Origin of the sequence: Pseudomonas fluorescens, from assembly GCF_902497625.1 — a bacterium.
GTDB classification, from domain to species: domain Bacteria; phylum Pseudomonadota; class Gammaproteobacteria; order Pseudomonadales; family Pseudomonadaceae; genus Aquipseudomonas; species Aquipseudomonas fluorescens_BQ.
Map to the genome: position 1 here is coordinate 26,588 of NZ_CABVGX010000024.1, position 23,308 is coordinate 49,895.

Consider the following 23,308-nt stretch of genomic DNA (forward strand, 5'->3'; position numbering starts at 1 on the left):
GCGAATCTGCAGTGGCCTAGTGCTGGCGGAGATTAAAACTGGGGTCTTTACTCCCTGAATCGGTTTCAAGCCGATCCTTCAGGAGAAAACTAGATGAGCATAGTTCGGACAGCATTACCCTTGGTTCTGCTAACCAGTGTGTTGACTGGTTGCGCAGGTTTGCAGAAAACCGACTGGCCGACCTGTGCGGCGGTCGGCGGTGTCGTCGGTGCGGGCCTGGGCGCCACCCAAAGTTCGTCGTGGGCCGGTTACGGCGCCTTGGTAGTGGGTGGTACGGCAGCAGCTTATTGCTGGGTTCACGGCGACGCGGATGAAGACGGCGATGGTGTGCCTGACAGCCGCGACAAGTGCCCGGGTACGCCTAAAGGCGTGCAGGTCGATGCCGATGGTTGCCCTCCGCCTGTCCCTGCACCCGTGGTCGAAGAGGTGGTCGTGGTTGACGAAGAGACCATTGTCATCCGCGATGTTCACTTCCAGTTCGATAAAGCCACCCTCACACCTTCTGATAAAGAAGTCCTCAACACCATCGCTACCCGCCTTAAACAGGAGACTGCCAGCGCCCAACTGACCGTGGTCGGTCATACCGACAGCGTAGGCAGCGACGCCTATAACCAGCGCCTGTCAGACAAACGTGCGCACTCGGTGGTCGACTACCTCGTTCAGAGCGGGGTGCCGCGTGCCAGTTTCGTGTCTGTGGCCGGTGCCGGTGAAAGCCAGCCGGTGGCTGATAACAAAACTGCTGACGGCCGCGCGATGAACCGCCGCACGGAAATCAAGATCAAGCGTTGAGCCCCCTCGCACTTCGCGCTTGTGCAGTCGCGGATGCGGGTCTTTACTCCTGTGTAACCGGCATCGGCCGGTAACACAGGAGCTTTCACCATGAGCGTTCTTACGAAGACCGTCTTGCCGGTTCTGCTGTTTGGCAGCTTGTTGACCGGTTGCGCTACTCACAGCGATGGCACTGCCCCCCTCAATCAACGGACCTGGCCGGTCTGCAGCGTGCTCGGCGGCCTGGTGGGTGGAGGCTTGGGTGCCTTGCAAAGTGGGGGCTGGGCGGCCGGCGGAGCAGCGCTTGGGATCGTCACCGGCGGCTTGATCTGTTTTGCTCAGGATGGCGATGAAGACGACGACGGCGTTTTTGACCGGCGCGACCGCTGCCCTGATACACCTGCTAATACTCCCGTCGAACACCACGGTTGTCCGCTGCCGCAATACCCTGCCAGCGTGAAACCCGAACCCGTTCCTGCGCCCACCGAAGTCGTGACCTTAAGCGATGCGAACGATGTTCTGTTCGCCTTCAATAAATCCGAGTTGACGCCTTCAGCCCGCAGCGAGCTCGATTCCCTGATGGCGAAATTGCAGAATGTCGATGTGGTGAGCATCAAGGTGGTGGGCCATACCGATAGCGTCGGCAGCGATGCTTACAATCAGGGGCTCTCCGAACGCCGCGCCAGCAGTGTGGCCGGCTATCTGTTGAGTCAGGGCCTGGCGCCGAACAAACTCACCAGCGAAGGACGCGGTGAAAGTGAGCCGGTGGCCGAAAACGACACCGACGAAGGTCGCGCGAAAAACCGCCGGGTGGAGTTGCACATCAATCGCTGAGCCTCGTGATAGAGCCGTCGCGCAGCGATGATTGCTGCTGCGCCGGCCATTCGGCGGCCTTCATGAAGAATTTTCGTTGCCCTCTGGCTTATCTTGCGTGGAAGCCGTTACTGTGCGCGCAAAGAATAATTCTCCACGGAGGAGCATATGAAGGTCTTTTGGGGATTGGGGAAGCTGTTGACCCTGCTTTTCTGGTTGGTGGTACTGGTCAACCTGCTGTTGCCTTTCGTGCATCCATTAAATTTGCTGGTCAATGCGGCGGGCGCGGTGCTGGCCGTCCTTCATCTGCTGGAAGCGGTTTTTTGTTTGCGCAGCCTCCGTGGTCGTCCCCATCCGTGGCGTGACCGTCTGAAAATTCTCTTTTTTGGTGTTTTTCACCTGCAAACCCTCCCGGTCCCGACCGCATCGAAGGCTACCCATGCGTAAACTCTGTCTACTCGCTGCACTCATCAGCCCGTTGGCTTGCGCCCAAGTGGTCAGTGTCGAAACCAACTCCCTGATGCGCCTTCCCAACACCACCAGCACCTTGCAGCTCGAACGCCTGCACGTGGCCGATTACGGCACGCTGCTGATTCCATCGAACGTGACCGAGGTGTCCGTGGATGAATTACAGCTGGGTAAGGATGCGCGGATTGCCATCGTGCCCGGCGAACAGGCACTGGCGTTAACGGTCAGTCGTGCGCAATTGTCCGAAGGCAGCCAGATTACCGCTCGCGGTGCACCTGGCACTTACCTGAAGGCCGCACGTGCGGGGCGGAATCTGAACCTGCAGATCAAGGCGCTGGACGCACCGCAGTTGTCGATCGATGCGCGCGGCGGTGCCGGTGCGCCGGGCTTTGTGGGTCTCGACGGTGCGAACGGCCAGGCGCCGGGTTGCACATGGGGTCAGGCGGGGCGCGGTGCCAATGGCAGCGACGGCAGCGATGGCCAGCCAGGGGCGCCAGGCGGACTGGTTCGTCTGGAAGTGCCGCGTGACTACCCGATCGAACAGATAAAGGTTCAAGTCGCGGGCGGGGCAGGTGGTCTGGCGGGGCCGGGCGGTAAACCGGGGGCAGGCGGCAAGGCCAAGGGTTGCTTCGTGTACAAGGCGGATGGCGGCAAGAGTGGGCGTCCGGGGCTGGACGGGCAGCCAGGGCCTGCTGGCGCCGAAGGGGCGGTAACCCTCCAGAGGTTGTAAACATAACCCTTGTGGCGAGGAGACTTGTCCCCGTTGTGCTGCGAAGCGGCACTCAGGCGTCATCGGCTGTGGCGAGCGGACTTGTCCCCGTTGTGCTGCGAAGCGGCACTCAGGCGGCATCGGCGGGCGCTTGGATTGCGCCTGCTGCGCAGTCGAACGGGGCGGTGCGACGTTTCGACAAGTCCCCTCGCAACGGGGCCGTACCCGGCCTCAAAACATCGGTCGGGCCGCAGCAATCGCGACCAACACCAACCCGACAACCAGGTTAACCCCCACCAATCTGCGAATCCGCCCCAGCACCGCCGCGCCCGTCGGCCAGTCCTTAGCTGAAACCGCGGTGCGCAACTCCGGCAACATCAGCGCCTGAATGCGGATAAACAGCGCCGTCATCACCACATAAAGTCCCATCATTATCTGCACGTAACGCGGAGCGGCCTCAAAGCCGGCGTATTGCAGATGGATCATGCCCACTCCGCTGATCGGCAAAAGCACCACCGCCACCCAGACCCAGCGAAAAAATCCCTGAAACACTTCCACCCATAACGTTAACCGGGCAGGACCTTCCAGCGCCTTCATCGCCGCAGGCCGCAAGACCATCCAGGCGAAAAACATGCCGCCGACCCACACCAGTGCGGACAGGACATGCAGGGTATAAACGATGCCAAAAGGTGTCATTGAGTTACTCCGTTCTGCGCGGGATTAATTAGCGCGGTATGATACCGTCCGATTCAAACCACTGAAAATTTATCCAGCGTTTTTTACGCCCGACCATTCATGATCAGCACCGAACTCAAAACCACGATCCAGGGCGCCTATACGCGTTTTCTCGAAGCCAAGAGCTTGAAACCGCGCTACGGTCAACGCCTGATGATTGCCGAAATTGCCAAAGTCCTCGGTGCCATCGACACCGATGACGAAGGCCGGCGCAGCGGCGACCCCGCAATTGTCGCGGTGGAAGCCGGCACCGGTACCGGTAAAACGGTCGCCTACAGCATGGCGGCGATTCCTGCGGCCAAGGCTGCGGGCAAGCGTCTGGTGATCGCGACCGCCACCGTCGCCCTGCAGGAGCAGATCGTCTACAAGGATTTGCCCGACCTGATGCGCAACAGCGGGCTGAGCTTCACCTTCGCCTTGGCCAAGGGGCGCGGTCGCTACATGTGTCTGTCGAAGCTCGACATGTTGCTGCAGGAAGGCCACGCGCAAACGGCCACCGCTCAATTGTTCGAAGAAGAAGGCTTCAGGATCGAGGTCGATGAGGCCAGTCAGAAGCTGTTCACCAGCATGATCGAGAAGCTGGCCGGCAACAAATGGGACGGCGACCGCGACAGCTGGTCTACGGCCCTCGAAGACGCCGATTGGGCGCGCCTGACCACCGATCACAGCCAGTGCACCAATCGTCATTGCCCCAACTTCGGCCAGTGCGCCTTTTACAAGGCCCGCGAAGGCATGGGCAAAGTCGACGTGATCGTCACCAACCACGACATGGTGCTGGCTGACCTGGCGCTTGGCGGCGGGGCAGTCTTGCCCGATCCGCGCGACACCATTTATGTGTTCGACGAAGGTCATCATCTGCCGGACAAGGCCATCGGTCACTTCGCCCACTACACGCGCCTGCGTTCCACCGCCGACTGGCTGGAAACCACCGCGAAAAACCTCACTAAACTGTTGGCCCAGCACCCGCTGCCTGGCGATCTGGGCAAGTTGATCGAACAGGTGCCGGAGCTGGCCCGCGAGATCAAGACCCAGCAGCAATTCATGTTCACCGCTTGTGAACAGGTCGCTGATTTCAAGCCCGGCGAAGACGTCGAAGGTCGCGAGCGGCCACGCCATCGCTTCGTAGGCGGGGTCATTCCCGAGCACATGCGCGAGATGGGTATCGAGCTGAAGAAAGCCTTTGCCCGTCTTACCGACCTGTTCACCCGACTCACCGAGCTGCTCAAGGAAGGCATGGACGGTGAGGTCAACATCGGGATTGCGAGTAATCAGGCCGAAGAGTGGTATCCGCTGTTTGGCAGTTTGTTATCGCGATCCTCCGGCAACTGGGAATTGTGGACGGCCTTCACCGTCGAAGACCCGGAAGACAATCCGCCCATGGCGCGTTGGCTAACCCTTGCCGAGAGCGGTTCACTGTTCGATATCGAGGTCAATGCCAGCCCGATCCTCGCGGCGGAAATGCTCCGTCGAAATTTGTGGAATGTGGCTTACGGTGCGCTGGTGACCTCGGCGACCCTCACTGCATTGGGTACGTTCGACCGTTTCCGTATGCGTGCCGGCCTGCCGAAAAAAGCCGTGACTGCTGTGGTGCCGAGTCCATTCCACCACGCCGACGCCGGTGTGCTGCGGGTCCCGGACCTCAAAGCCGACCCGCGTGATGCACCCGCGCACACTGCTGCGATCATCCGCGATCTGCCGCAACTGGTCGAAGGTTCGCGCGGCACCCTGGTGCTGTTCTCTTCGCGCAAGCAGATGCAGGACGTGTTTGACGGGCTCGACCGCGACTGGCGCAAGCAAGTGTTCATTCAAGGCAACCTGTCGAAACAGGAAACCCTGAACAAGCACAAGGCGCGGGTCGATGGCGGCGATTCCAGCGTGCTGTTCGGTCTGGCCAGTTTCGCCGAAGGGGTCGACTTGCCCGGTGCCTACTGCGAACACGTGGTCATCGCCAAGATTCCCTTTTCGGTACCGGATGATCCGGTCGAAGCGGCGCTGGCCGAGTGGATCGAGGCTCGGGGTGGCAATCCATTCATGGAAATCTCCGTGCCGGATGCCTCGCTGAAACTGGTCCAGGCCTGTGGCCGCTTGCTGCGCACCGAAGAGGATCGCGGCACGATCACATTGCTCGACCGTCGTCTTGTCACCCAGCGTTACGGCAAGGCGATTCTCAATGCACTGCCGCCGTTTCGGCGCGAAATTTCCTGATACAGCGGTGGGCCATTTCGCCCGCTGTGTTGTCTATCCTTCTATCATCGCATTTCCACTGGCCCATTGAAGGTCGTTAGGGAGAACTTCGTTCTTATGATCCGCCGTTCGTTGCCCGCTGTTTTCGCTCTGATGTTTGCAGCCCCTGTGCTGGCCGCGCCTGCCGGTCAGCAAACGCTGTTCAACTTTGTGCGCCCCGCCGATGTCGTGCAGGTAGCGACGCAGGACGCCAGCTTGCCGCAGTCCAACGCGGAGCAAACGGCCGACGGCGAAGTGCTGCGCAGGGTGACCTTCAACCCGGTGGCCGAACCGACCCTGCGCCTGACCCCGCAAACCGGAGCCTGGGACTGGTCACAGTCCGGGGTGATGAGTTTGCGCATCCAGAGCGCAATGAATTGGGCCGTGACGCTGTACGTGAAAATCCAGAGCAATGACGGCAAGACCCTGATCAGTCGGGTCGACTTGCCAGCGGGTCCCGCACAAACCTTGCTGGTGCCGTTGCAACCGAGTTCGCCGCTGGGCATGGGCATGAAAGCTGGTCCGCCGATGCCGATGACCTTTGATGGCCAGCGCGTGCTGCTCGCCAGCAGCGCCGGCGAACTGGATCGCAGCCAGGTGGTGTCGGTGACCCTCTCGATGGACCAGCCGAAAGTGGCACAAAGCATTTTGCTGGAGCGCTTCGGTGTGCAAAACGCCGAGGCGGTCACTCAAGCCGCTTATGGCGGACTGGTCGACGCGTACGGGCAATCGACCCGTACCAAATGGCCAGAAAAGGTCAGCAGTGACGAGCAACTGAAAAGCGCCGCCGCCAAGGAACAGCAACAGCTGAAAACCTGGCTGGCAGAACGTCACAAAGGCTCCCTCGACAAGTTTGGCGGCTGGACACAAGGCCCGACGTTCAAGGCCAGCGGTTTTTTTCGCAGCGAAAAACGTGATGGCCGTTGGTACCTGGTGACGCCGGAAGGACATCCGTTCTATTCGCTTGGGGTTAACACCGTTTCGCCGAACGTCAACCAAACCTACGTCGCCGGGCGCGAGTGGATGTTTGAATCGTTGCCGAAACCCGACGACGCATTGGCCACTCATTATGGTGAAGGCGATAACCGCGGCGGCAATGGCGCCGACAAGGGGCGTGGTTATGGCAGCGGACGCTGGTACGATTTTTATGGCGCCAATTTGCAGCGTTTGTATGGCGATCCCTGCTCCTTGGGCAGCGATACCAAGGCTGGGGTAGCGGAAGCGGCCAAGGCGGATGCGGTAGAAGCCACAGTTGAAAAGGCCACTGAGCAACCCCTCGCTCCTCCGTCAGAGGCGAAGGCCGGTGTCGCTGAAGCGGCGAAGATTGACGCAGCCGATGCAACCGTTGAGAAAGCGGCCGCGCAAACGAGCCCGGACACCTGCAAAACCGTGGTTGATGAGAAGAAGTGGGCTCATCACACCCTTGATCGCCTTCAGGCATGGGGTTTCAACACCATTGGCAACTGGAGCGCCCCCGTGTTCGACAACCTGGACAGGGTGCCGTACACCTTGCCGTTGTCGATCGTCGGCGACTACGCCAGCATCAGCACGGGCACCGACTGGTGGGGTGGCATGCCTGATCCATTTGACCCGCGTTTCGCCATGGCCACCGAGCGCGCCGTGGCCATCGCCGCCCGCGACCATCGCGACGATCCTTGGCTAATCGGTTACTACGCCGACAATGAGCTGGCCTGGGCCGGCCCCGGCGGCGATCCGAAAGCTCGCTACGCCCTTGCGTACGGCACCTTGAAAATGACCACCGACGTGCCGGCCAAGCGCGCGTTTCTCAAACAGTTGCGCGACAAATATCGCAACCAGGCTGGACTTTCCAAGGCCTGGGGCATTGACTTGCCCGCCTGGGAATTAATGGAAGACCCGGGGTTTGTACCACCACTGCCAAGCGCGGAATACCCGGAAATTGAAGCCGACTTCAAATACTTTCAGAAGGTGTTCGCCGACACTTACTTCAAGACCATCTCTGATTCCCTTAAATGGCACGCGCCAAACCAACTGTTGCTGGGTGGCCGTTTTGCCGTGAGCACGCCTGAGGCCGTCAATTCTTGTGCTCAATACTGCGACGTGTTGAGTTTCAACATGTACACGTTGCAGCCGCAGGACGGCTATGACTTTGCAACATTGCGCAATCTGGACAAGCCAGTGCTGATCACGGAATTCAACTTCGGCTCGGCTGATCGCGGCCCGTTCTGGGGGGGCGTGACGCAACTGGCCAAGGAAGAGGATCGCGGTGCGGCTTATGCCAATTTCCTCAAGCAGGCCATCAGCGAGCCATCGATTGTCGGCGTGCACTGGTTCCAATACCTCGATCAACCGGTGACCGGGCGTTTGCTGGACGGTGAAAATGGCCACTTCGGGCTGGTGGGCGTTACCGATCTGCCGTTCCAGGGGTTCGTGGAGGCTGTGCGAAAAAGCAACTTGCAGGCGGTTGATCAGTTGATCAAAGCGTCGGAGAAAACCAGAGCTGATGCGGATAAAGCCGGTCAGAATACCGACGCTCGCTGAGTCCCGCTACAGCGCGTGTGTTTCGCGAGAAGGCCCGCTCCTGCATAAGATCTTTTCATACACAGATCCATGTGGGAGCGAGCCTGCTCGCGATGGCGTCCGGCAAAGCACCCACATTCAAACCCATCAAAAGGGTAAGTAACCGCCCGGCCTGACCCTGTTCCCAAAACCGTCAATGGCTGGAACAATGCAGGCCACAACGTAGAGCGTTCAACCGATGGAGTTGCGGGTGCAGATTCAGGGTCATTACGAGCTTAAGTTCGAAGCGGTACGTGAGGCTTTTGCGGCGTTATTCGACGATCCCCAGGAACGCGGCGCAGCGTTGTGCATTCAGATTGGCGGGGAAACTGTGGTCGATCTCTGGTCCGGTACCGCTGACAAGGACGGCAGCGAAGCCTGGCACAGCGATACCATCGCCAACCTGTTCTCCTGCACCAAAACGTTCACCGCGGTCACTGCGCTGCAACTGGTTGCCGAAGGCAAGTTGCAGCTGGATGCACCCGTTGCTCGCTATTGGCCGGAATTCGCGGCGGCTGGCAAGGAAGCGATCACGTTGCGTCAGTTGCTCTGCCATCAGGCAGGGTTGCCGGCACTGCGCGAATTGCTCGCGCCCGAAGCGCTTTACGACTGGCAGACCATGGTAAATGCTCTGGCCGCCGAGTCGCCTTGGTGGACGCCGGGTCAGGGCCACGGCTATGCCGCCATCACTTATGGCTGGCTGGTTGGCGAATTGTTGCGGCGCGTCGATGGCCGCGGCCCGGGTGAATCCATTGTGGCCCGCGTGGCCAAGCCGCTGGGGCTGGATTTTCATGTCGGTTTGGCCGATGAAGAGTTTCACCGCGTCGCGCACATCGCTCGGGGCAAGGGTAACGCTGGCGACGCGGCTGCCCAGCGTTTGCTTCAAGTCACAATGCGCGAACCCACCGCCATGACTACACGGGCATTCACCAATCCGCCTTCGGTACTGACCAGCACCAACAAACCTGAGTGGCGGCGCATGCAACAGCCAGCCGCCAACGGTCATGGCAATGCGCGCAGCCTCGCGGGTTTTTATGCTGGCCTGCTGGACGGCAGCCTGCTTGAAAGCGAGATGCTTGATGAGTTGACCCGCGAACACAGCATTGGCGAAGACAAGACATTATTGACCCGGACCCGTTTCGGTCTGGGTTGCATGCTCGATCAACCAGATGTACCAAACGCAACCTTTGGCCTGGGCCCGCGCGCGTTTGGCCATCCCGGTGCTGGCGGCTCTATCGGTTTTGCCGACCCGGAGCACGATGTAGCGTTCGGCTTCGTTACCAATACGCTGGGTCCTTACATTTTGATGGATCCGCGTGCGCAAAAGCTGGTGCGCGTAATGGCCACTTGTCTGTAAAACGGGCTGATGGGTTCCAGGGCCGGAACCCAAATGCCTTAATGGTTTCAAATTGCCTGTTTATCCGGTTCATGCCGGCCTGATTTTTTTTATGACTTCATCTTTGTGGATATCCAATGTCATCTAACAAAACTTTCGCTTTGGCCCTGTGTTTCGCTATTACCGGTTGCGCACAGACTCCACAAAATGATGCAGACGGCAGCAGCTGGTGGCCGTTTGGATCGTCTGACAAGGTCGCGGCAAAAGAACCTGCCTCGGCTCCGGCCCCGCTGAAACCTGCTGCCTCTGCCCCGGTCGCCAAAGCTGAGAGCGCCAATCCATGGTACTGGCCGTTCGGTTCGGAAGAAGTGCTCGACAAGAAGCCGGAGATCAAACCTGAAGCCAAGCCGGTCGAAGTGGCCAAGGCTGAAGCCGCAGAGAATGGCAAATGGTGGTGGCCATTCGGTGGGAAAGATCAACCGACCGTCAAGGCAGTCCCGCTGCCTGATCCGAAAGTGACCCAAGCCTGGCTCGACGACTACGAACCGCGCCTGCGTACCGCGATCAAGGACAGCAACCTGCAACTTGAGCGTCGTGAAAACGTATTGGTGGTCACCGCGCCGGTAGAAGGTTCGTTCAACCCTGACCGCCCTTCGATGCTGCTGCCGGTCACACTGGGCCCTTTTACCCGTGTCGCGAAAATGCTTGAAGTCGATCCGAAGACTGCAGTGTTGGTCCTCGGCCACAGTGATACGTCTGGCGCTGATCCGGCCAACGTCAAACTTAGCCAGGAACGCGCACAGGCCGTAGCGGCAATTTTCCGTCTGAGCGGTTTGCAGCGTGATCGTCTGATGTTGCGCGGCATGGGCAGCGAAGCACCGCGCGCTGCCAACGACAGCGTTGAAGGCCGAGCCTTGAACCGTCGCGTGGAACTGCTGGTGACGCCGCAAAACACCATGGTTGCACTGCTGAGCAAGTACAACATGCCGGCACCGGCGCCAATTCGTATGGTCGCCGCGCAGGATGTCAAACCAGCCGTGGCGCCGGTTGCCCCAGCGCCTGCCGCGAAGAAAGTCGCCCCTGCGCCGGCCGCGAAGAAAGCTCCGGCGAAGAAAGCGGCTGCCAAGGCTCCAGCGAAAAAGGCGCCAGCCAAAGCGGCGACTCCGGCGAAGAAAACGGCGCCGGCCAAAGCCAAAGCAACAACCACCGACAAGAAAGTCGCCGCTGCTGATGCTGCAAAGAAGTGATTCGTTAACTACAAGGAATGCGCCATGACCCAGGGCCTGGCTGATATGCGTCGCGACTATACCCGCGATGGCCTGACCGAGGCGCAAGCCCCGGCCGAGCCTTTCGCGCTGTTCCACCAATGGTTCGCCGACGCGGTGAAAACCGAGCAGGCGCCGGTGGAAGCCAATGCCATGACCCTGGCTACCGTCGATCGGGAGGGTCGGCCACATTGCCGCATTCTGCTGCTCAAAGGCCTCGACCAGCAGGGTTTCACATTTTTCACCAATTATGACAGCGCCAAAGGTGAGCAGCTTGCCGCTAACCCTTGCGCGGCAATGACGTTCTTCTGGCCAGCGTTGGAGCGCCAGGTGCGCATTGAAGGTCGAGTAGTGAAAGTCACGCCTGCTGAATCCGACGCCTATTATCAGGTACGTCCGCTGGGCAGCCGTCTTGGGGCCTGGGCTTCACCGCAAAGCCGGGTGATTGCCGATCGTGCCGAACTGGAAGAGTTACTGAGGAACACCGAACAACGATTCAGTGAAACCCAGCCGCACTGCCCCGAGCACTGGGGTGGCTATCGTCTGCTGCCGGAGCGCATTGAATTCTGGCAGGGTCGCTCGAGCCGTCTGCACGACCGCCTCAATTATCGTCTACAGGAAGCCGGTTGGATTCTTGAACGTCTGGCACCTTGAGCAGTCTACCGACCGGGATAGCTTGCTGAGGCGGCCTCCAGCCATGTCGGCAAGTCCCGGCGCTTGATCTTTTGCGCTTGCGCATTTGCCAGTTGCTGGAGCATGAACGCTTTCTTCTGCTCATCGCCTCCCGCCAGCGCCAGTGCCAGATCGCGGTCCATCCAGCGTTTGATCCGCACGTACAGCCACCAATGGAAATACAGGCCGGCGACAGTGGTGACGATAATGATGAAGTAATCCATGGCAATCCTTTGAGTCCGCGGCGCAGAAAACGCCATGCCTCTATTGTGTGGTGAGTTCGCGACACGTCTGTACCGGAACTGAATGAAACCAATTTTATCCGGGCGATACCGTGACAGGCGTCAAGCTGCGGAGTTTAATGAATACCTGTCTTTTTGGAGTTGATGCTATGCGTAAGTCTGTTCTGTTGGTTGCTTCCTTTACCACGATGGCAATGTTGCTCACTGGCTGCCAATCGAACCTGACCGGTGACTCCTATTCCCGTGACGAAGCGCGTCGTGTGCAGACGATTCGCATGGGCACCATCGAAGCGCTGCGACCGGTAAAAATCGAAGGCACCAAAACCCCGATCGGTGGCGCAGCAGGTGCCGTTGTGGGCGGTGTAGGCGGTAGCGCCATCGGCGGTGGTCGCGGCAGTATCGTTGCAGCAGTCATCGGCGCGGTCGCCGGCGGCCTGCTGGGCTCGGCCACCGAAGAAGGCCTGACTCGCACCCAGGGTGTCGAAATCACCGTTCGCGAAGACGACGGCAGCATGCGCGCCTATGTGCAGCAGGTTCAGGAAAACGAAGTGTTTCGTGTTGGAGAGCGTGTGCGTATAGCCACGGTAGATGGCACAAGCCGCGTTTCGCACTAAGCACGAACGAGCGGTAAAGGAAAACCCCGATCAGCTGACTGGTCGGGGTTTTTTATGTTCGCTGCTGTCACCGACAGATTCCGGCTGGTTCCGGGATATCAGGACTGCAGGGCGGCGGGTTTGCGGCTGGCGGCGGCGGTTACCCCATAACCAATCAACGCTGCCAATATCGAACCGGTGAGAATGCCCATCCTGTCCATCCCGGCGTATTCACTCACGCCCGGCACGAATGCCAGCGAACCGACAAAAAGGCTCATGGTGAAACCGATCCCGCAGAGGATTGCCACACCCAATACCTGGCCCCAATTCGCGCCTTGGGGCAGGGTAGCGATGCCGATTTTCACCGCGAGCCAGGTCAGGCCGAAAACGCCCACCATTTTGCCCAGCAACAGACCGACTGCGATGCCCATCGGGACATGATGGGTGAAGCTTTCGATGGTCACACCACTCAAGGACAGGCCGGCGTTGGCGAAGGCGAAGAGCGGCAGAATACCGTAAGCCACCCAGGGATGCAGGGCGTGTTCAAGGGTCAGCAGCGGCGAAGGCTCGGCATTTTTCGTGCGCAGCGGAATACAGAAGGCAAGGGTGACGCCGGCCAGCGTGGCGTGCACACCACTTTTCAGTACGCAGACCCACAGTATCAAACCGATGATCATGTACGGCCCGAGTTTCACCACGCCGAGCCGGTTCATCCCGATCAATGCGGCGATGCAGGCCGCGGCCAATGCCAGCGAGAGGGTCGAGAGCGCTCCGGAGTAAAAGATCGCGATGATAATGATCGCGCCGAGGTCGTCGATGATCGCCAGCGTCATCAGGAACAGCTTCAGTGAAACTGGAACTCGCTTGCCCAGCAGCGCCAGGACACCGAGTGCGAAAGCAATATCGGTCGCGGTAGGAATCGCCCAGCCGTCCAGTGCAGACGGGTTGTCTCGATTAAGAAACCAGTAGATCAGCGCCGGCACGACCATGCCGCCAATCGCCGCAGCGCCGGGCAGCACGATCTGCGAGGGCTTCGACAACTGACCGTCGAGCACTTCACGCTTCACTTCCAGCCCGATCAGGAGGAAAAACATGGCCATCAGGCCATCGTTGATCCATAGCAGCAATGGCTTGGCGATTTTGAGCGCGCCGATCTGGGCCACCACCGGGGTGTCCAGCAGGCCGTTGTAGAGCCATGACAGCGCCGAGTTGTTGATGACTAGGGCCAGAACGGCTGCAGCAATCAACAACAGACCGCTGGCCGCTTCCAACTGAAAGAAACGCGTGAATGTGCTACGCAGAGGCAAGGTCGCTCTCCATCGATGAATTCAAAAGGTGGGACACCCTAACCCGTACCGTTAGTTGTTAAAACAAAAGTTATATTCTTTTTTGTTATATGCCTTTACAGAGCTCAGTCTTCGGAAAATTAAGCCTAGCAGTTACGAGACTTAATTAGACTCAGCTGTATCTGTGTGTCTTGTAGGATTTTTCCTAAGCTGACGGACTGAGCCTTGCCATAAGGCCCACTCAACGAGAAAAGTATATGAGCGACAACCGACAGTGGGCCCGCGAAGCGATCCGGATCATTGAGGCCGACTTCCAGCGCAGCGCCGATACGCACCTGATTCCCTTGCCGCTACCTGGATTGCCAGGCATCGAATTGTATTTCAAGGACGAGTCGAGCCATCCCACCGGCAGCCTCAAGCACCGTTTGGCGCGGTCTTTGTTTTTATACGCCTTGTGTAACGGCTGGCTCAAACCCGGTGCGCCTGTGATCGAGGCCTCGAGCGGTTCGACGGCGATTTCCGAGGCTTACTTCGCCCGTTTGCTGGGTGTCCCGTTTATTGCGGTGATGCCAGCTACCACGTCCAGAGAGAAAATCGCACAGATCGAGTTCTACGGCGGCAAGAGCCACTTGGTGGAGGATCCGACCCAGATCTACGCCGAATCCGAGCGGCTGGCGCTTGAGCACGATGGTCACTTTATCGACCAGTTCACCTACGCTGAACGCGCTACTGACTGGCGGGCGAACAACAATATCGCCGAATCGATTTTCCAGCAGATGCGTTTCGAGTTGCACCCCGAGCCAAGCTGGCTCATCTCCAGCCCGGGCACCGGCGGGACCACCGCGACACTGGGCCGTTACGTGCGTTATCGCCAGCATTGCACCCGCGTGCTGTGTGCCGACGCCGAGCGTTCGGTGTTCTTCGATTATTACCTGACCGGCGATGCCAGCCTGACGCTGGATCATGGTTCGCGCATCGAAGGCATTGGCAGGCCGCGGGTCGAGGCGTCGTTCCTGCCCAAGGTGATTGATGCGATGGTCAAGGTGCCGGACGCGTTGTCACTGGCGGCCATGCATTATCTCGCGCAGCGCTTGGGGCGCAGGGTCGGCGGATCGAGCGGGACCAATCTGATCGGCGCCTTGATGGCGGCGCAGCAGATGACAGCAGCGGGGCAGTCGGGGTCGATCGTGGCGATTTTGTGCGACGGCGGTGAGCGTTATGAGACGAGTTATTACAATCAGGACTGGCTCAAGGCGCAGGGATATGAACTGAATGAGTTGATGGGAATTGTCGCGGCCTGCGTCGAGCGCGGTGAGGCGCTGCCGGCCAGCGTGTTGCGCGCCAATATCTAAAATTTTTCAGACACTGACACTTCTGTGGGAGCGAGCCTGCTCGCGAAAGCGATTAAGCATTCAACAAAGATGCTGACTGACCTACCGCTCTCGCGAGCAGGCTCGCTCCCACAGGGAATTTGTATCAGGCCTCGAGGCCGAGAATATCTCGCGCCACCGCCTCGGCAATCCTAATCCCGTCGACGCCCGCCGACAGAATCCCACCCGCATAACCTGCGCCTTCACCAGCCGGGAACAGTCCCTTTACATTCAGACTCTGCATCGACTCGTTGCGGGTGATCCGCAGCGGCGATGAGGTGCGGGTCTCGATCCCGGTCAACACCGCGTCATGCAGGGAATAGCCGCGAATCTGCTTCTCGAAAGCCGGCAATGCTTCGCGAATCGCTTCGATAGCAAAGGCCGGCAAGGCCAGGGCCAGATCGCCCAGAGCAACGCCGGGCTTGTAGGACGGTTCAACACTGCCCAATTCGGTCGACGGCTTGCCAGCAATAAAATCTCCCACCAGTTGCGCCGGCGCCTCGTAGTTGCTGCCGCCCAGCACAAACGCGAGGGATTCCAGACGCTCCTGCAATTCGATACCCGCCAACGGACCGCCCGGGTAATCGACCTCAGGCGTGATCCCGACGACGATCCCCGAGTTGGCGTTACGCTCGTTGCGCGAATACTGGCTCATGCCGTTGGTGACCACACGATTCGGCTCGGACGTCGCGGCGACCACCGTGCCACCCGGGCACATGCAAAAGCTGTACACCGAACGGCCATTCCTGGCGTGGTGCACCAATTTGTAATCGGCGGCCCCGAGCTTAGGGTGCCCGGCGTATTTGCCGAGACGCGCGCGGTCGATCAGCGACTGCGGGTGCTCGATGCGAAAACCCACCGAGAACGGCTTCGCTTCCATGAACACGCCCCTGCCATGGAGCATGCGGAAGGTGTCCCGGGCGCTGTGGCCGAGGGCGAGAATCACGTGTTTCGAGTGGATCTGTTCGCCGCCATCGAGCTCGACGCCGAACAGTTGGCCATCTTCGATCAGTACGTCGGTGACGCGCTGCTGGAAGCGCACTTCGCCGCCCAATGCGCGAATCTGCTCACGCATGTTTTCCACTACACCGGTCAGACGGAACGTACCAATGTGCGGTTTGCTCACGTAGAGAATTTCGTCCGGCGCGCCGGCCTTGACGAACTCGTGCAGGACTTTGCGGCCGATGAACTTCGGATCCTTGATCTGGCTATAAAGCTTGCCGTCGGAAAATGTCCCGGCACCGCCTTCTCCGAACTGCACGTTGGACTCGGGATTGAGCACGCTTTTGCGCCACAGGCCCCACGTGTCCTTGGTGCGCTGACGCACTTCGGTGCCGCGTTCGAGGATGATCGGCTTGAAACCCATCTGCGCCAGCAGCAACCCGGCGAAAATCCCGCATGGCCCAAACCCTACGACTACCGGGCGTTGTTCCAGGTCGGCAGGCGCCTGGCCGACCGGTTTGTAGCTGACATCCGGCGCTACGTTGACGTTGCGGTCGTCGGCGAACCTAAGCAACAGCGCCGCTTCGTCGCGAACGTTGAGATCAATGGTGTAAATGAAGCACAGCTCGGAGGACTTTTTGCGCGCATCGTAGCTGCGTTTGAACAAGGTGAAGTCGAGCAGATCATCGCTGGCGATGCCCAGGCGCTGCACGATGGCAGGGCGCAGGTCTTCTTCGGGATGGTCGATCGGCAGCTTGAGTTCGGTGATTCGTAACATGACGGGATCCGGTTCGCGGGGCGCACAACTGCGCCAAGGCGTTTGAAGGCGGCGATTATAAGCCGCAACCGCCGAATCCCGTGAGGCTAAAACGATCAGTCGTCGCGCGAGCCGCCGAAATACCCGCAGCCGCGCTGCACTTGGCCATCCACGCGCAATTCGGCGCTCATGTGCTTAACGCTGCCGGTGCTGCTGTCGACGCAACGCTGCGGCGCGACCCACAGTTCGATGTGCTGGTTATTGATTTCGGTGCTCAGGTTGAAGCGGCCATCGCCCAGTTGTTCCTCGACGTAAGGCACGGCCAAGGGTGGCTGGCCGGCGCGGTCGATGATCATGCCTTTGCCGCTGACTTTGACGTTCCACTCCGGGCCATGGCCGGCAGCCCGCAGGATCAGTTGTTTGAAATTGGGATCGTCACACGCAGCGCCTGAACGTTCGACGCGGTAGAGTTGCGCCAGATCGATACTGCTTTCATTGCCGTTCGTGACCACACGCCCGCGCACATCGGCGAACAGCTTGCCTTGAGCATCGGCCAGGGTCGCGGCCTCTTGCAGAACGCTGGTGCCACCGGTGTCGTTGACCACATAGCTGCGCTGTTCGCTGCATGGCTGGAACAGCAATTTTCCGTCGGCGGCGGTCAACTGACCCTGCAGGCGGGTCTGGCCCACATGCGAGGCGCTTTCACGCTGGCCATCAAACAGCTGACAGGCAGCGAACAGCGGCAGCAGGGTAACAAGGACTAAGGGACGGGCAACGCGCATCTTTGGCTCTCCTGACAAGTGCCGCCACGTTACTGAGCCTGGCCGTTCATCACAACCCCGACGATTGTTGTCGATCACCCGTAGGATCTGCCGAAGGCTGCGATCTTGTGATCTGGATCTTTTCAATGCCACCGGAAATCAACAGATCGCAGCCTGCGGCAGCTCCTACGGACCACGGCGTTCTCAACCTACGTGATAGGTCTGACCCGTCTGCAGGCCTTCCACACTTTTCGCGTAGGCCAACGCCACATCGGCGGCCGGAACCGGTTTGTAACCACGGAAGTACGGCGCGTACTTGCCCATGGCTTCGAGCAATACCGTCGGGCTCACCGAATTAATGCGAAGGCCGCGCGGCAGCTCAGTGGCCGCAGCACGCACGAAGCTGTCGATGGCGCCGTTGACCAGCGCTGCCGAGGCGCCACTGCGGATCGGATCATGACTGAGCACACCGGTGGTGAAGGTGAACGAGCCGCCATCGTTGGCGAATTCGCGCCCCATCAGCAGCAAATTGACCTGGCCCATCAGCTTGTCTTTCAGCCCCAGTGAAAAGCTATGTTCGGTCATGTCCGCCAATGGCGCAAAGGTCACGTTGCCTGCCGCGCAGACCAGTGCATCGAAGTTGCCGGTCTGTTCGAACAGCTTGCGAATCGAAGCGCTGTCGCTGATATCCACCCGATAGTCGCCGCTGTTACGGCCAACGCGAATGATCTCATGACGTTCGCTAAGCTCTTTGTCGATGGCTGAGCCGAGGGTGCCTGTCGCGCCGATCAAAAGAATCTTCATGCTGCTGTTCCTCAAAGGAGTTGAACGAGTAGCCAGTCTAGGGTGATTTTTTAGGCGGATAAGCGCACTAATAGGCAACCTTTGGTTTTCATATGGAAACAATCCATGAGCGAGATGGATGATCTGGCGGCGTTCGCTGTGCTGGTCGACGCCGGCAGCTTCACCCTGGCGGCGCAGCAGTTGGGCTGCAGCAAGGGACAGCTGTCAAAACGCATCAGCCTGTTGGAAGCACGGTTCTCTGTGGTTTTGCTGCAACGAACCACCCGCCGACTCAGCCTCACCGCAGCGGGCGCGGCTTTGTTGCCGCAAGCCCAGGAGCTTGTGGTCCAAGTGGAAAGGGCGCGTCAGGCATTGGCACGCTTGAAGGACGACATGGCCGGGCCGGTGCGTATGACAGTTCCGGTGTCGCTGGGTGAAACCTTCTTCGACGGTTTGTTGCTGGAGTTTTCCCAGCAATACCCGGATGTGCAGATCGAACTCGACCTTGCCAACGCCTATCGCGACCTGTCCCGCGACGGCTTCGATCTCGCGGTGCGCTCGGAGGTTGGCAATGACGAGCGCCTGGTGGCCAAGCCGCTGCTGGCCTGGCACGAGATGACTTGCGCGAGCCCCGCGTATCTTGAGCAGTACGGCGAACCATCCACCCCGCACGAACTGGCTGAGCACCGCTGCCTGCTGAACAGCCACTACAGCGGGCGTGAAGAATGGCTTTACCACCAGCAACACGAACTGATGCGGGTGCGAGTCTCAGGGCCATTTGCCAGCAATCATTACAGTCTGTTGAAAAAAGCGGCATTGGCCGGTGCCGGGATAGCGCGATTGCCTTCATACCTGCTGCAAACGGAACTGGCTGACGGCCGATTGCGCTGGCTCATGCGTGATTATCAGACGCGGACGATGCCGATGTACCTGGTACACCCGTATCAAGGCGGGTTGCCGAAACGCACGCAAGTATTGGCAGATTATCTGATCGGGTGGTTCAAACGCAGTGGCGAGGCGCTGGACCGGCTCTAAGCGATAGGTGTGGCACGCCGCTGAACCTTGTGGGAGCGAGCCTGCTCGCGGTTACGCAGGGGCAGTCGAAATAAATGTCAGCTGTCACAGCGCTATCGCGAGCAGGCGCGCTCCCACAGGGGGTGTCCTGTCATTCATTTTGTGGCACGCATAAAAAACGGCCCGAAGGCCGTTTTCTCTTTACCGCAAAGACTCAACCACCAAGATACGCTTCGCGCACTTTTGGATCAGTCAGCAGCGACTCACCCGTGCCTTGCATGACCACGCGGCCGTTTTCGAGGACGTACGCGCGGTCCGCGATTTTCAGCGCCTGATTGGCATTCTGCTCGACCAGAAACACAGTCACTCCGTCTCTACGCAGCTGTTCGATGATGTCGAAAATCTGCTGGATGATGATCGGTGCCAAGCCCAGCGATGGCTCGTCGAGCAACAGCAGTTTCGGCTTGCTCATCAGCGCGCGGCCGATGGCGAGCATTTGCTGTTCGCCGCCGGACATGGTGCCGCCGCGTTGGGCAAAGCGCTCTTTCAGGCGTGGGAAAAGTTCGAGAACCTTGTCCATCTGTTCCTGATAGTCGCCCTTGTCAGTGAAAAATCCGCCCATGGCGAGGTTTTCTTCAACGGTCAGGCGGGCAAACACCCGGCGACCTTCCGGCACGACCGCAATGCTTTTGCGCATGATCTGCGACGAGTCCAGGCCAACAAGCTCTTCACCCATGTAACGGATGCTGCCGCTGTGGGCTTGCGGTGAACCGCAAAGCGTCATCAGCAAGGTCGACTTGCCGGCGCCGTTGGCGCCAATCAGCGTGACGATTTCGCCCTGACGAACTTCGACGTTGACGTCGTGCAGCGCCTGGATCTTGCCGTAGAAGGTGGAAACGTTTTCGAATTGCAGCATTTACGCTTCCCCCAGGTAGGCTTTGATCACTTCAGGATTGTCGCGGATCTGTTCCGGCGTGCCGTCTGCCAAAGGTGTGCCCTGGTTGATCACGACAATGTGGTCGGAAATGCTCATGACCAGCTTCATGTCGTGTTCGATCAGCAGCACGGTAACGTTATGCTCTTCACGCAACATGCTGATCAGTGCTTTGAGGTCCTCGGTTTCCTTCGGGTTCAGGCCGGCGGCCGGTTCGTCGAGCATGAGGATCCGCGGGCGGGTCATCATGCAGCGAGCGATTTCCAGACGACGTTGCTGACCGTAGGCCAGCGTGCCGGCCGGACGGTTGGCGAACGCCGTGAGGTTGACCTTGTCGAGCCAGAACTCGGCAAATTCCATCGCCTCGCGCTCACTCTTGCGGAAACCCGGCGTCTTGAACAGACCGGACAGGAAGTTGGTGTTCAAGTGGCGGTGCTGTGCGATCAACAGGTTCTCGACCGCGGTCATGTCCTTGAACAGCCGCACGTTCTGGAACGTGCGCACCACGCCTTTGAGGGCAATCTTGTGGCCGGGCAGACCCTGGATCGGCTCACCGTCCAGCAGGATGCTGCCACCGCTCGGCTTGTAGAAACCGGTCAGGCAGTTGAACACGGTGGTCTTGCCGGCACCGTTAGGGCCGATCAGGGCAACAACCTGTTTTTCCTTGACGGTCAGGGCGACGCCGTTGACCGCCAGCAAGCCGCCGAAGCGCATGCTCAGATTTTCGACTTTAAGGATCTCGCGACTCATTTACGCAGCTCCATGTGAGGACGTTGCATAGGCAGCAGGCCTTGAGGACGCCAGATCATCATCAGCACCATCAAGGCGCCGAACATCAACATGCGGTACTCACTGAACTCACGCATCATTTCAGGCAACAGGATCATCACCACAGCCGCCAGAATCACGCCCAGTTGCGAGCCCATGCCACCCAGTACGACGATGGCGAGAATGATCGCCGACTCGATGAAGGTGAAGGACTCCGGTGTTACCAGACCCTGACGTGCGGCGAAGAAGCTGCCGGCGAAACCGGCGAAGGCGGCGCCCAGGGTGAAGGCCGAGAGCTTGATCACTGTAGGATTGAGGCCCAGCGCACGGCAGGCGATCTCGTCTTCACGCAATGCTTCCCACGCCCGGCCAATCGGCATGCGCAGCAAACGGTTGATCACGAACAGTGCCGCCAGGGCCAGCAACAGGGCAACCAGGTAGAGGAACATCACCTTGTTGATCGAGTTGTAGGCCAGGCCAAAGTATTCATGGAACGTTTGCATGCCTTCTGCCGCTTTGCGCTCGAAGGTGAGCCCGAAGAACGTCGGCTTCTCGATGTTGCTGATACCGTTCGGGCCGCCAGTGATATCGGTGAGGTTACGCAGGAACAGGCGGATGATTTCACCGAAGCCAAGGGTCACGATCGCCAGGTAGTCGCCACGCAGACGCAGTACCGGGAAACCGAGCAGGAAGCCGAAAGTGGCCGCCATCAGGCCAGCGATCGGCAGACAGATCCAGAAGCCCAGGCCTAGATAGTGCGACAGCAACGCATAGCTGTAAGCCCCGACGGCATAGAAACCGACGTACCCCAGATCGAGCAGACCGGCGAGGCCGACCACGATATTCAGGCCGAGGCCGAGCATCACGTAGATCAGCACCAGCGTGGCGATATCGACCGCTCCGCGAGAACCGAAGAACGGCCACACCAGCGCGCCGGCAACCAGCGCAATGATGATCCAGCGCTGAGTGTTTGGCAGGGTCAGGAAGTTGCTGGCCTTGGCCGGGATCAACGGCATGTTGGGCGAGGAACGCCAGGCCGAGCTGATTTGCTGGTCAAACAGCACCCGCAGGAACATCAACACGGAGCACACCGCGATGGTGATCAGTGTGGCACTGCTAGTGCCGTGCACTTCAAGGTGAATGCCGACGATGGTCAGTTTCAGACCCAGTACCGGATAGGCCACGGCCCATACCAGCAAGGCACTGAACAGTGCCTGTTTAAGATTCCTAGTCATACTTTTTCAACCTCCGGACGGCCAAGGATGCCGGTCGGCCGGAACAACAGAACCAGAACCAACAAGCCGAAAGCCACGACGTCCTTGTATTGGTCGCCGAAGATATCGGCACCAAAGGCTTCCGCCACCCCTAATACCAGCCCGCCGAGCATGGCGCCGGGGATACTGCCGATACCGCCCAGTACTGCTGCGGTGAACGCCTTGAGGCCAACCAGGAAACCGGCGTTCGGGTTGATCACACCGTATTGCATGCTCAACAGGACGGCCGCGATGGCTGCCAGTGCGGCACCGATGACGAAGGTCAGGGCGATGATATTGTTGGTATTGATACCCAACAGGTTGGCCATCTTGATGTCTTCGGCACAGGCGCGGCAGGCACGTCCGAGGCGAGAGCGGGAGATGAACAGTGTCAAGCCGAGCATGGCGACGAAGGTCACCACGAATACCACGATTTGCATGTAGGAAATCAGCACTTCATGTGCACCACCTGGCCCGAAGGTAAAGTTGCCCGGGATCAGGTTGGCGATGGATTTGTCCTTGGAGTCTTGCGCCAGCAGAACCGTGTTCTGCAGGAAGATCGACATGCCGATGGCGGAAATCAGCGGGATCAGACGGTTGCTGCCGCGCAAGGGGCGGTAAGCGACGCGTTCGATGCTGTAACCGTAGGCACTGGTCACGACGATGGTCGCGATGAAAGCAGCGGTGATCAACAGCGGCACGCTGTCCAGTCCCAGCATGGCCAGCCCGGCGATGGCGATGAAGGCCACGTAAGAACCGATCATGTACACCTCGCCGTGGGCGAAGTTGATCATTCCAATGATGCCGTAAACCATCGTATAGCCGATGGCAATCAGGGCATACGTGCTGCCAATGGTCAGACCATTAACCAGCTGTTGGAGGAAGTGATAGATGTCAGGCATTACAGCGCTCCTAAAAACCTGATACGCATTTCACTGGTGGAGTCATTTTCCTGCTCGAGCCCCGTGGATCTGCACCCACTTCGAACGCGAGGTTTGCCAGCGAACCGCTGATGACGGTTTTGAGATTTTCAGGTGGGGAGACTGGCGGATCACGCCAGCACGGCCCAATACGTTCG

General features: G+C 59.4%; 22 protein-coding genes. 12 read left to right on the plus strand and 10 right to left on the minus strand.

What is annotated here, in order from left to right:
• The first annotated feature begins 93 nt into the window (after positions 1-93).
• From F8N12_RS15930 to F8N12_RS15945, 4 genes are all read left to right on the plus strand, one after another.
• Entirely contained in the window at positions 94-789 is a 696-nt protein-coding gene (locus F8N12_RS15930; protein ID WP_150581291.1) for an OmpA family protein, read from the plus strand.
• Between the two features lie 90 nt (positions 790-879).
• Positions 880-1,602, plus strand: a complete 723-nt coding sequence (locus F8N12_RS15935) for an OmpA family protein (RefSeq protein WP_150581292.1) — start codon at positions 880-882, stop codon at positions 1,600-1,602.
• A 147-nt stretch (positions 1,603-1,749) separates the two neighbouring features.
• Complete coding sequence (locus F8N12_RS15940) at positions 1,750-2,028, plus strand: DUF1145 domain-containing protein (RefSeq protein ID WP_150581293.1); 279 nt, start codon at positions 1,750-1,752, stop codon at positions 2,026-2,028.
• Positions 2,021-2,779 (plus strand): collagen-like protein, encoded by a 759-nt coding sequence (locus F8N12_RS15945; protein WP_150581294.1) that lies wholly within the window; start codon positions 2,021-2,023, stop codon positions 2,777-2,779. The genes F8N12_RS15940 and F8N12_RS15945 overlap by 8 nt, the downstream gene beginning before the upstream one ends.
• A 210-nt stretch (positions 2,780-2,989) precedes the next feature.
• On the opposite strand, the gene F8N12_RS15950 is transcribed toward F8N12_RS15945, so the two are convergent.
• The gene (locus F8N12_RS15950) at positions 2,990-3,454 is read right to left on the minus strand and encodes a CopD family protein (RefSeq protein ID WP_150581295.1); all 465 of its coding nucleotides are present in this window, start codon (positions 3,452-3,454) and stop codon (positions 2,990-2,992) included.
• Between the two features lie 99 nt (positions 3,455-3,553).
• Here F8N12_RS15950 and dinG point away from each other — a divergent pair, with 99 nt between their 5' ends.
• From dinG to pdxH, 5 genes are all read left to right on the plus strand, one after another.
• Positions 3,554-5,698: an ATP-dependent DNA helicase DinG gene (gene dinG, locus F8N12_RS15955; RefSeq protein WP_150581296.1), complete on the plus strand. Its 2,145-nt coding sequence runs from the start codon at positions 3,554-3,556 to the stop codon at positions 5,696-5,698.
• A gap of 96 nt (positions 5,699-5,794) precedes the next feature.
• A complete protein-coding gene (locus F8N12_RS15960) occupies positions 5,795-8,236 on the plus strand; it encodes a beta-galactosidase (protein WP_224787710.1) in 2,442 nt (813 codons plus the stop codon).
• A 229-nt stretch (positions 8,237-8,465) separates the two neighbouring features.
• A complete protein-coding gene (locus F8N12_RS15965) occupies positions 8,466-9,611 on the plus strand; it encodes a serine hydrolase domain-containing protein (RefSeq protein WP_150581297.1) in 1,146 nt (381 codons plus the stop codon).
• A gap of 116 nt (positions 9,612-9,727) precedes the next feature.
• Positions 9,728-10,837, plus strand: a complete 1,110-nt coding sequence (locus tag F8N12_RS15970; protein WP_150581298.1) for an OmpA family protein — start codon at positions 9,728-9,730, stop codon at positions 10,835-10,837.
• 24 nt (positions 10,838-10,861) lie between these two features.
• Positions 10,862-11,509, plus strand: a complete 648-nt coding sequence (pdxH, locus tag F8N12_RS15975; protein WP_150581299.1) for a pyridoxamine 5'-phosphate oxidase — start codon at positions 10,862-10,864, stop codon at positions 11,507-11,509.
• A 5-nt stretch (positions 11,510-11,514) separates the two neighbouring features.
• Here the strand turns inward: pdxH and F8N12_RS15980 are convergent, their stop codons facing one another.
• Complete coding sequence (locus tag F8N12_RS15980) at positions 11,515-11,751, minus strand: hypothetical protein (RefSeq protein ID WP_150581300.1); 237 nt, start codon at positions 11,749-11,751, stop codon at positions 11,515-11,517.
• A 167-nt stretch (positions 11,752-11,918) separates the two neighbouring features.
• Between F8N12_RS15980 and F8N12_RS15985 the strand changes: the two genes are divergently transcribed.
• On the plus strand, positions 11,919-12,383 hold the full coding sequence (locus tag F8N12_RS15985; protein WP_150581301.1) for a glycine zipper 2TM domain-containing protein: 465 nt from the start codon (positions 11,919-11,921) through the stop codon (positions 12,381-12,383).
• Positions 12,384-12,481: 98 nt separating this feature from the next.
• On the opposite strand, the gene nhaA is transcribed toward F8N12_RS15985, so the two are convergent.
• Entirely contained in the window at positions 12,482-13,669 is a 1,188-nt protein-coding gene (gene nhaA / locus F8N12_RS15990; protein ID WP_150581302.1) for a Na+/H+ antiporter NhaA, read from the minus strand.
• 236 nt (positions 13,670-13,905) lie between these two features.
• Between nhaA and F8N12_RS15995 the strand changes: the two genes are divergently transcribed.
• Complete coding sequence (locus F8N12_RS15995) at positions 13,906-15,000, plus strand: PLP-dependent cysteine synthase family protein (RefSeq protein ID WP_150581303.1); 1,095 nt, start codon at positions 13,906-13,908, stop codon at positions 14,998-15,000.
• 124 nt (positions 15,001-15,124) lie between these two features.
• Here the strand turns inward: F8N12_RS15995 and F8N12_RS16000 are convergent, their stop codons facing one another.
• The 3 genes from F8N12_RS16000 to F8N12_RS16010 form a co-directional block, all read right to left on the minus strand.
• Entirely contained in the window at positions 15,125-16,738 is a 1,614-nt protein-coding gene (locus tag F8N12_RS16000; RefSeq protein WP_150581304.1) for an NAD(P)/FAD-dependent oxidoreductase, read from the minus strand.
• A 95-nt stretch (positions 16,739-16,833) separates the two neighbouring features.
• Complete coding sequence (locus tag F8N12_RS16005; RefSeq protein WP_150581305.1) at positions 16,834-17,499, minus strand: COG3650 family protein; 666 nt, start codon at positions 17,497-17,499, stop codon at positions 16,834-16,836.
• A 183-nt stretch (positions 17,500-17,682) separates the two neighbouring features.
• Positions 17,683-18,282, minus strand: a complete 600-nt coding sequence (locus tag F8N12_RS16010) for a short chain dehydrogenase (RefSeq protein ID WP_150581306.1) — start codon at positions 18,280-18,282, stop codon at positions 17,683-17,685.
• A gap of 105 nt (positions 18,283-18,387) precedes the next feature.
• On the opposite strand from F8N12_RS16010, the gene F8N12_RS16015 reads away from it, so the two are divergent.
• Positions 18,388-19,296, plus strand: coding sequence for a LysR family transcriptional regulator (locus F8N12_RS16015; protein WP_150581307.1), 909 nt, complete (start codon positions 18,388-18,390; stop codon positions 19,294-19,296).
• Positions 19,297-19,489: 193 nt separating this feature from the next.
• On the opposite strand, the gene F8N12_RS16025 is transcribed toward F8N12_RS16015, so the two are convergent.
• From F8N12_RS16025 to livH, 4 genes are read right to left on the minus strand one after another with little or no spacing between them, the layout of a single operon-like run.
• On the minus strand, positions 19,490-20,191 hold the full coding sequence (locus F8N12_RS16025; RefSeq protein WP_150581309.1) for an ABC transporter ATP-binding protein: 702 nt from the start codon (positions 20,189-20,191) through the stop codon (positions 19,490-19,492).
• The gene (gene livG / locus F8N12_RS16030) at positions 20,192-20,959 is read right to left on the minus strand and encodes a high-affinity branched-chain amino acid ABC transporter ATP-binding protein LivG (RefSeq protein WP_150581310.1); all 768 of its coding nucleotides are present in this window, start codon (positions 20,957-20,959) and stop codon (positions 20,192-20,194) included. It abuts the gene before it with no gap.
• Complete coding sequence (locus F8N12_RS16035) at positions 20,956-22,212, minus strand: high-affinity branched-chain amino acid ABC transporter permease LivM (protein WP_150581311.1); 1,257 nt, start codon at positions 22,210-22,212, stop codon at positions 20,956-20,958. The genes livG and F8N12_RS16035 overlap by 4 nt, the downstream gene beginning before the upstream one ends.
• The gene (gene livH, locus F8N12_RS16040; RefSeq protein WP_150581312.1) at positions 22,209-23,132 is read right to left on the minus strand and encodes a high-affinity branched-chain amino acid ABC transporter permease LivH; all 924 of its coding nucleotides are present in this window, start codon (positions 23,130-23,132) and stop codon (positions 22,209-22,211) included. Before livH ends, F8N12_RS16035 begins: the two co-directional genes overlap by 4 nt.
• Positions 23,133-23,308: the final 176 nt, after the last annotated feature.

Coding starts and splice junctions, on each gene's coding strand:
- F8N12_RS15930 (WP_150581291.1), top strand. CDS start 94: ATGAGCATAGTTCGGACAGCATTACCCTTGGTTCTGCTAACCAGTGTG.
- F8N12_RS15935 (WP_150581292.1), top strand. CDS start 880: ATGAGCGTTCTTACGAAGACCGTCTTGCCGGTTCTGCTGTTTGGCAGC.
- F8N12_RS15940 (WP_150581293.1), top strand. CDS start 1,750: ATGAAGGTCTTTTGGGGATTGGGGAAGCTGTTGACCCTGCTTTTCTGG.
- F8N12_RS15945 (WP_150581294.1), top strand. CDS start 2,021: ATGCGTAAACTCTGTCTACTCGCTGCACTCATCAGCCCGTTGGCTTGC.
- F8N12_RS15950 (WP_150581295.1), bottom strand. CDS start 3,454: ATGACACCTTTTGGCATCGTTTATACCCTGCATGTCCTGTCCGCACTG.
- dinG (WP_150581296.1), top strand. CDS start 3,554: ATGATCAGCACCGAACTCAAAACCACGATCCAGGGCGCCTATACGCGT.
- F8N12_RS15960 (WP_224787710.1), top strand. CDS start 5,795: ATGATCCGCCGTTCGTTGCCCGCTGTTTTCGCTCTGATGTTTGCAGCC.
- F8N12_RS15970 (WP_150581298.1), top strand. CDS start 9,728: ATGTCATCTAACAAAACTTTCGCTTTGGCCCTGTGTTTCGCTATTACC.
- pdxH (WP_150581299.1), top strand. CDS start 10,862: ATGACCCAGGGCCTGGCTGATATGCGTCGCGACTATACCCGCGATGGC.
- F8N12_RS15980 (WP_150581300.1), bottom strand. CDS start 11,751: ATGGATTACTTCATCATTATCGTCACCACTGTCGCCGGCCTGTATTTC.
- F8N12_RS15985 (WP_150581301.1), top strand. CDS start 11,919: ATGCGTAAGTCTGTTCTGTTGGTTGCTTCCTTTACCACGATGGCAATG.
- F8N12_RS15995 (WP_150581303.1), top strand. CDS start 13,906: ATGAGCGACAACCGACAGTGGGCCCGCGAAGCGATCCGGATCATTGAG.
- F8N12_RS16000 (WP_150581304.1), bottom strand. CDS start 16,738: ATGTTACGAATCACCGAACTCAAGCTGCCGATCGACCATCCCGAAGAA.
- F8N12_RS16005 (WP_150581305.1), bottom strand. CDS start 17,499: ATGCGCGTTGCCCGTCCCTTAGTCCTTGTTACCCTGCTGCCGCTGTTC.
- F8N12_RS16010 (WP_150581306.1), bottom strand. CDS start 18,282: ATGAAGATTCTTTTGATCGGCGCGACAGGCACCCTCGGCTCAGCCATC.
- F8N12_RS16015 (WP_150581307.1), top strand. CDS start 18,388: ATGAGCGAGATGGATGATCTGGCGGCGTTCGCTGTGCTGGTCGACGCC.
- F8N12_RS16025 (WP_150581309.1), bottom strand. CDS start 20,191: ATGCTGCAATTCGAAAACGTTTCCACCTTCTACGGCAAGATCCAGGCG.
- livG (WP_150581310.1), bottom strand. CDS start 20,959: ATGAGTCGCGAGATCCTTAAAGTCGAAAATCTGAGCATGCGCTTCGGC.
- F8N12_RS16035 (WP_150581311.1), bottom strand. CDS start 22,212: ATGACTAGGAATCTTAAACAGGCACTGTTCAGTGCCTTGCTGGTATGG.
- livH (WP_150581312.1), bottom strand. CDS start 23,132: ATGCCTGACATCTATCACTTCCTCCAACAGCTGGTTAATGGTCTGACC.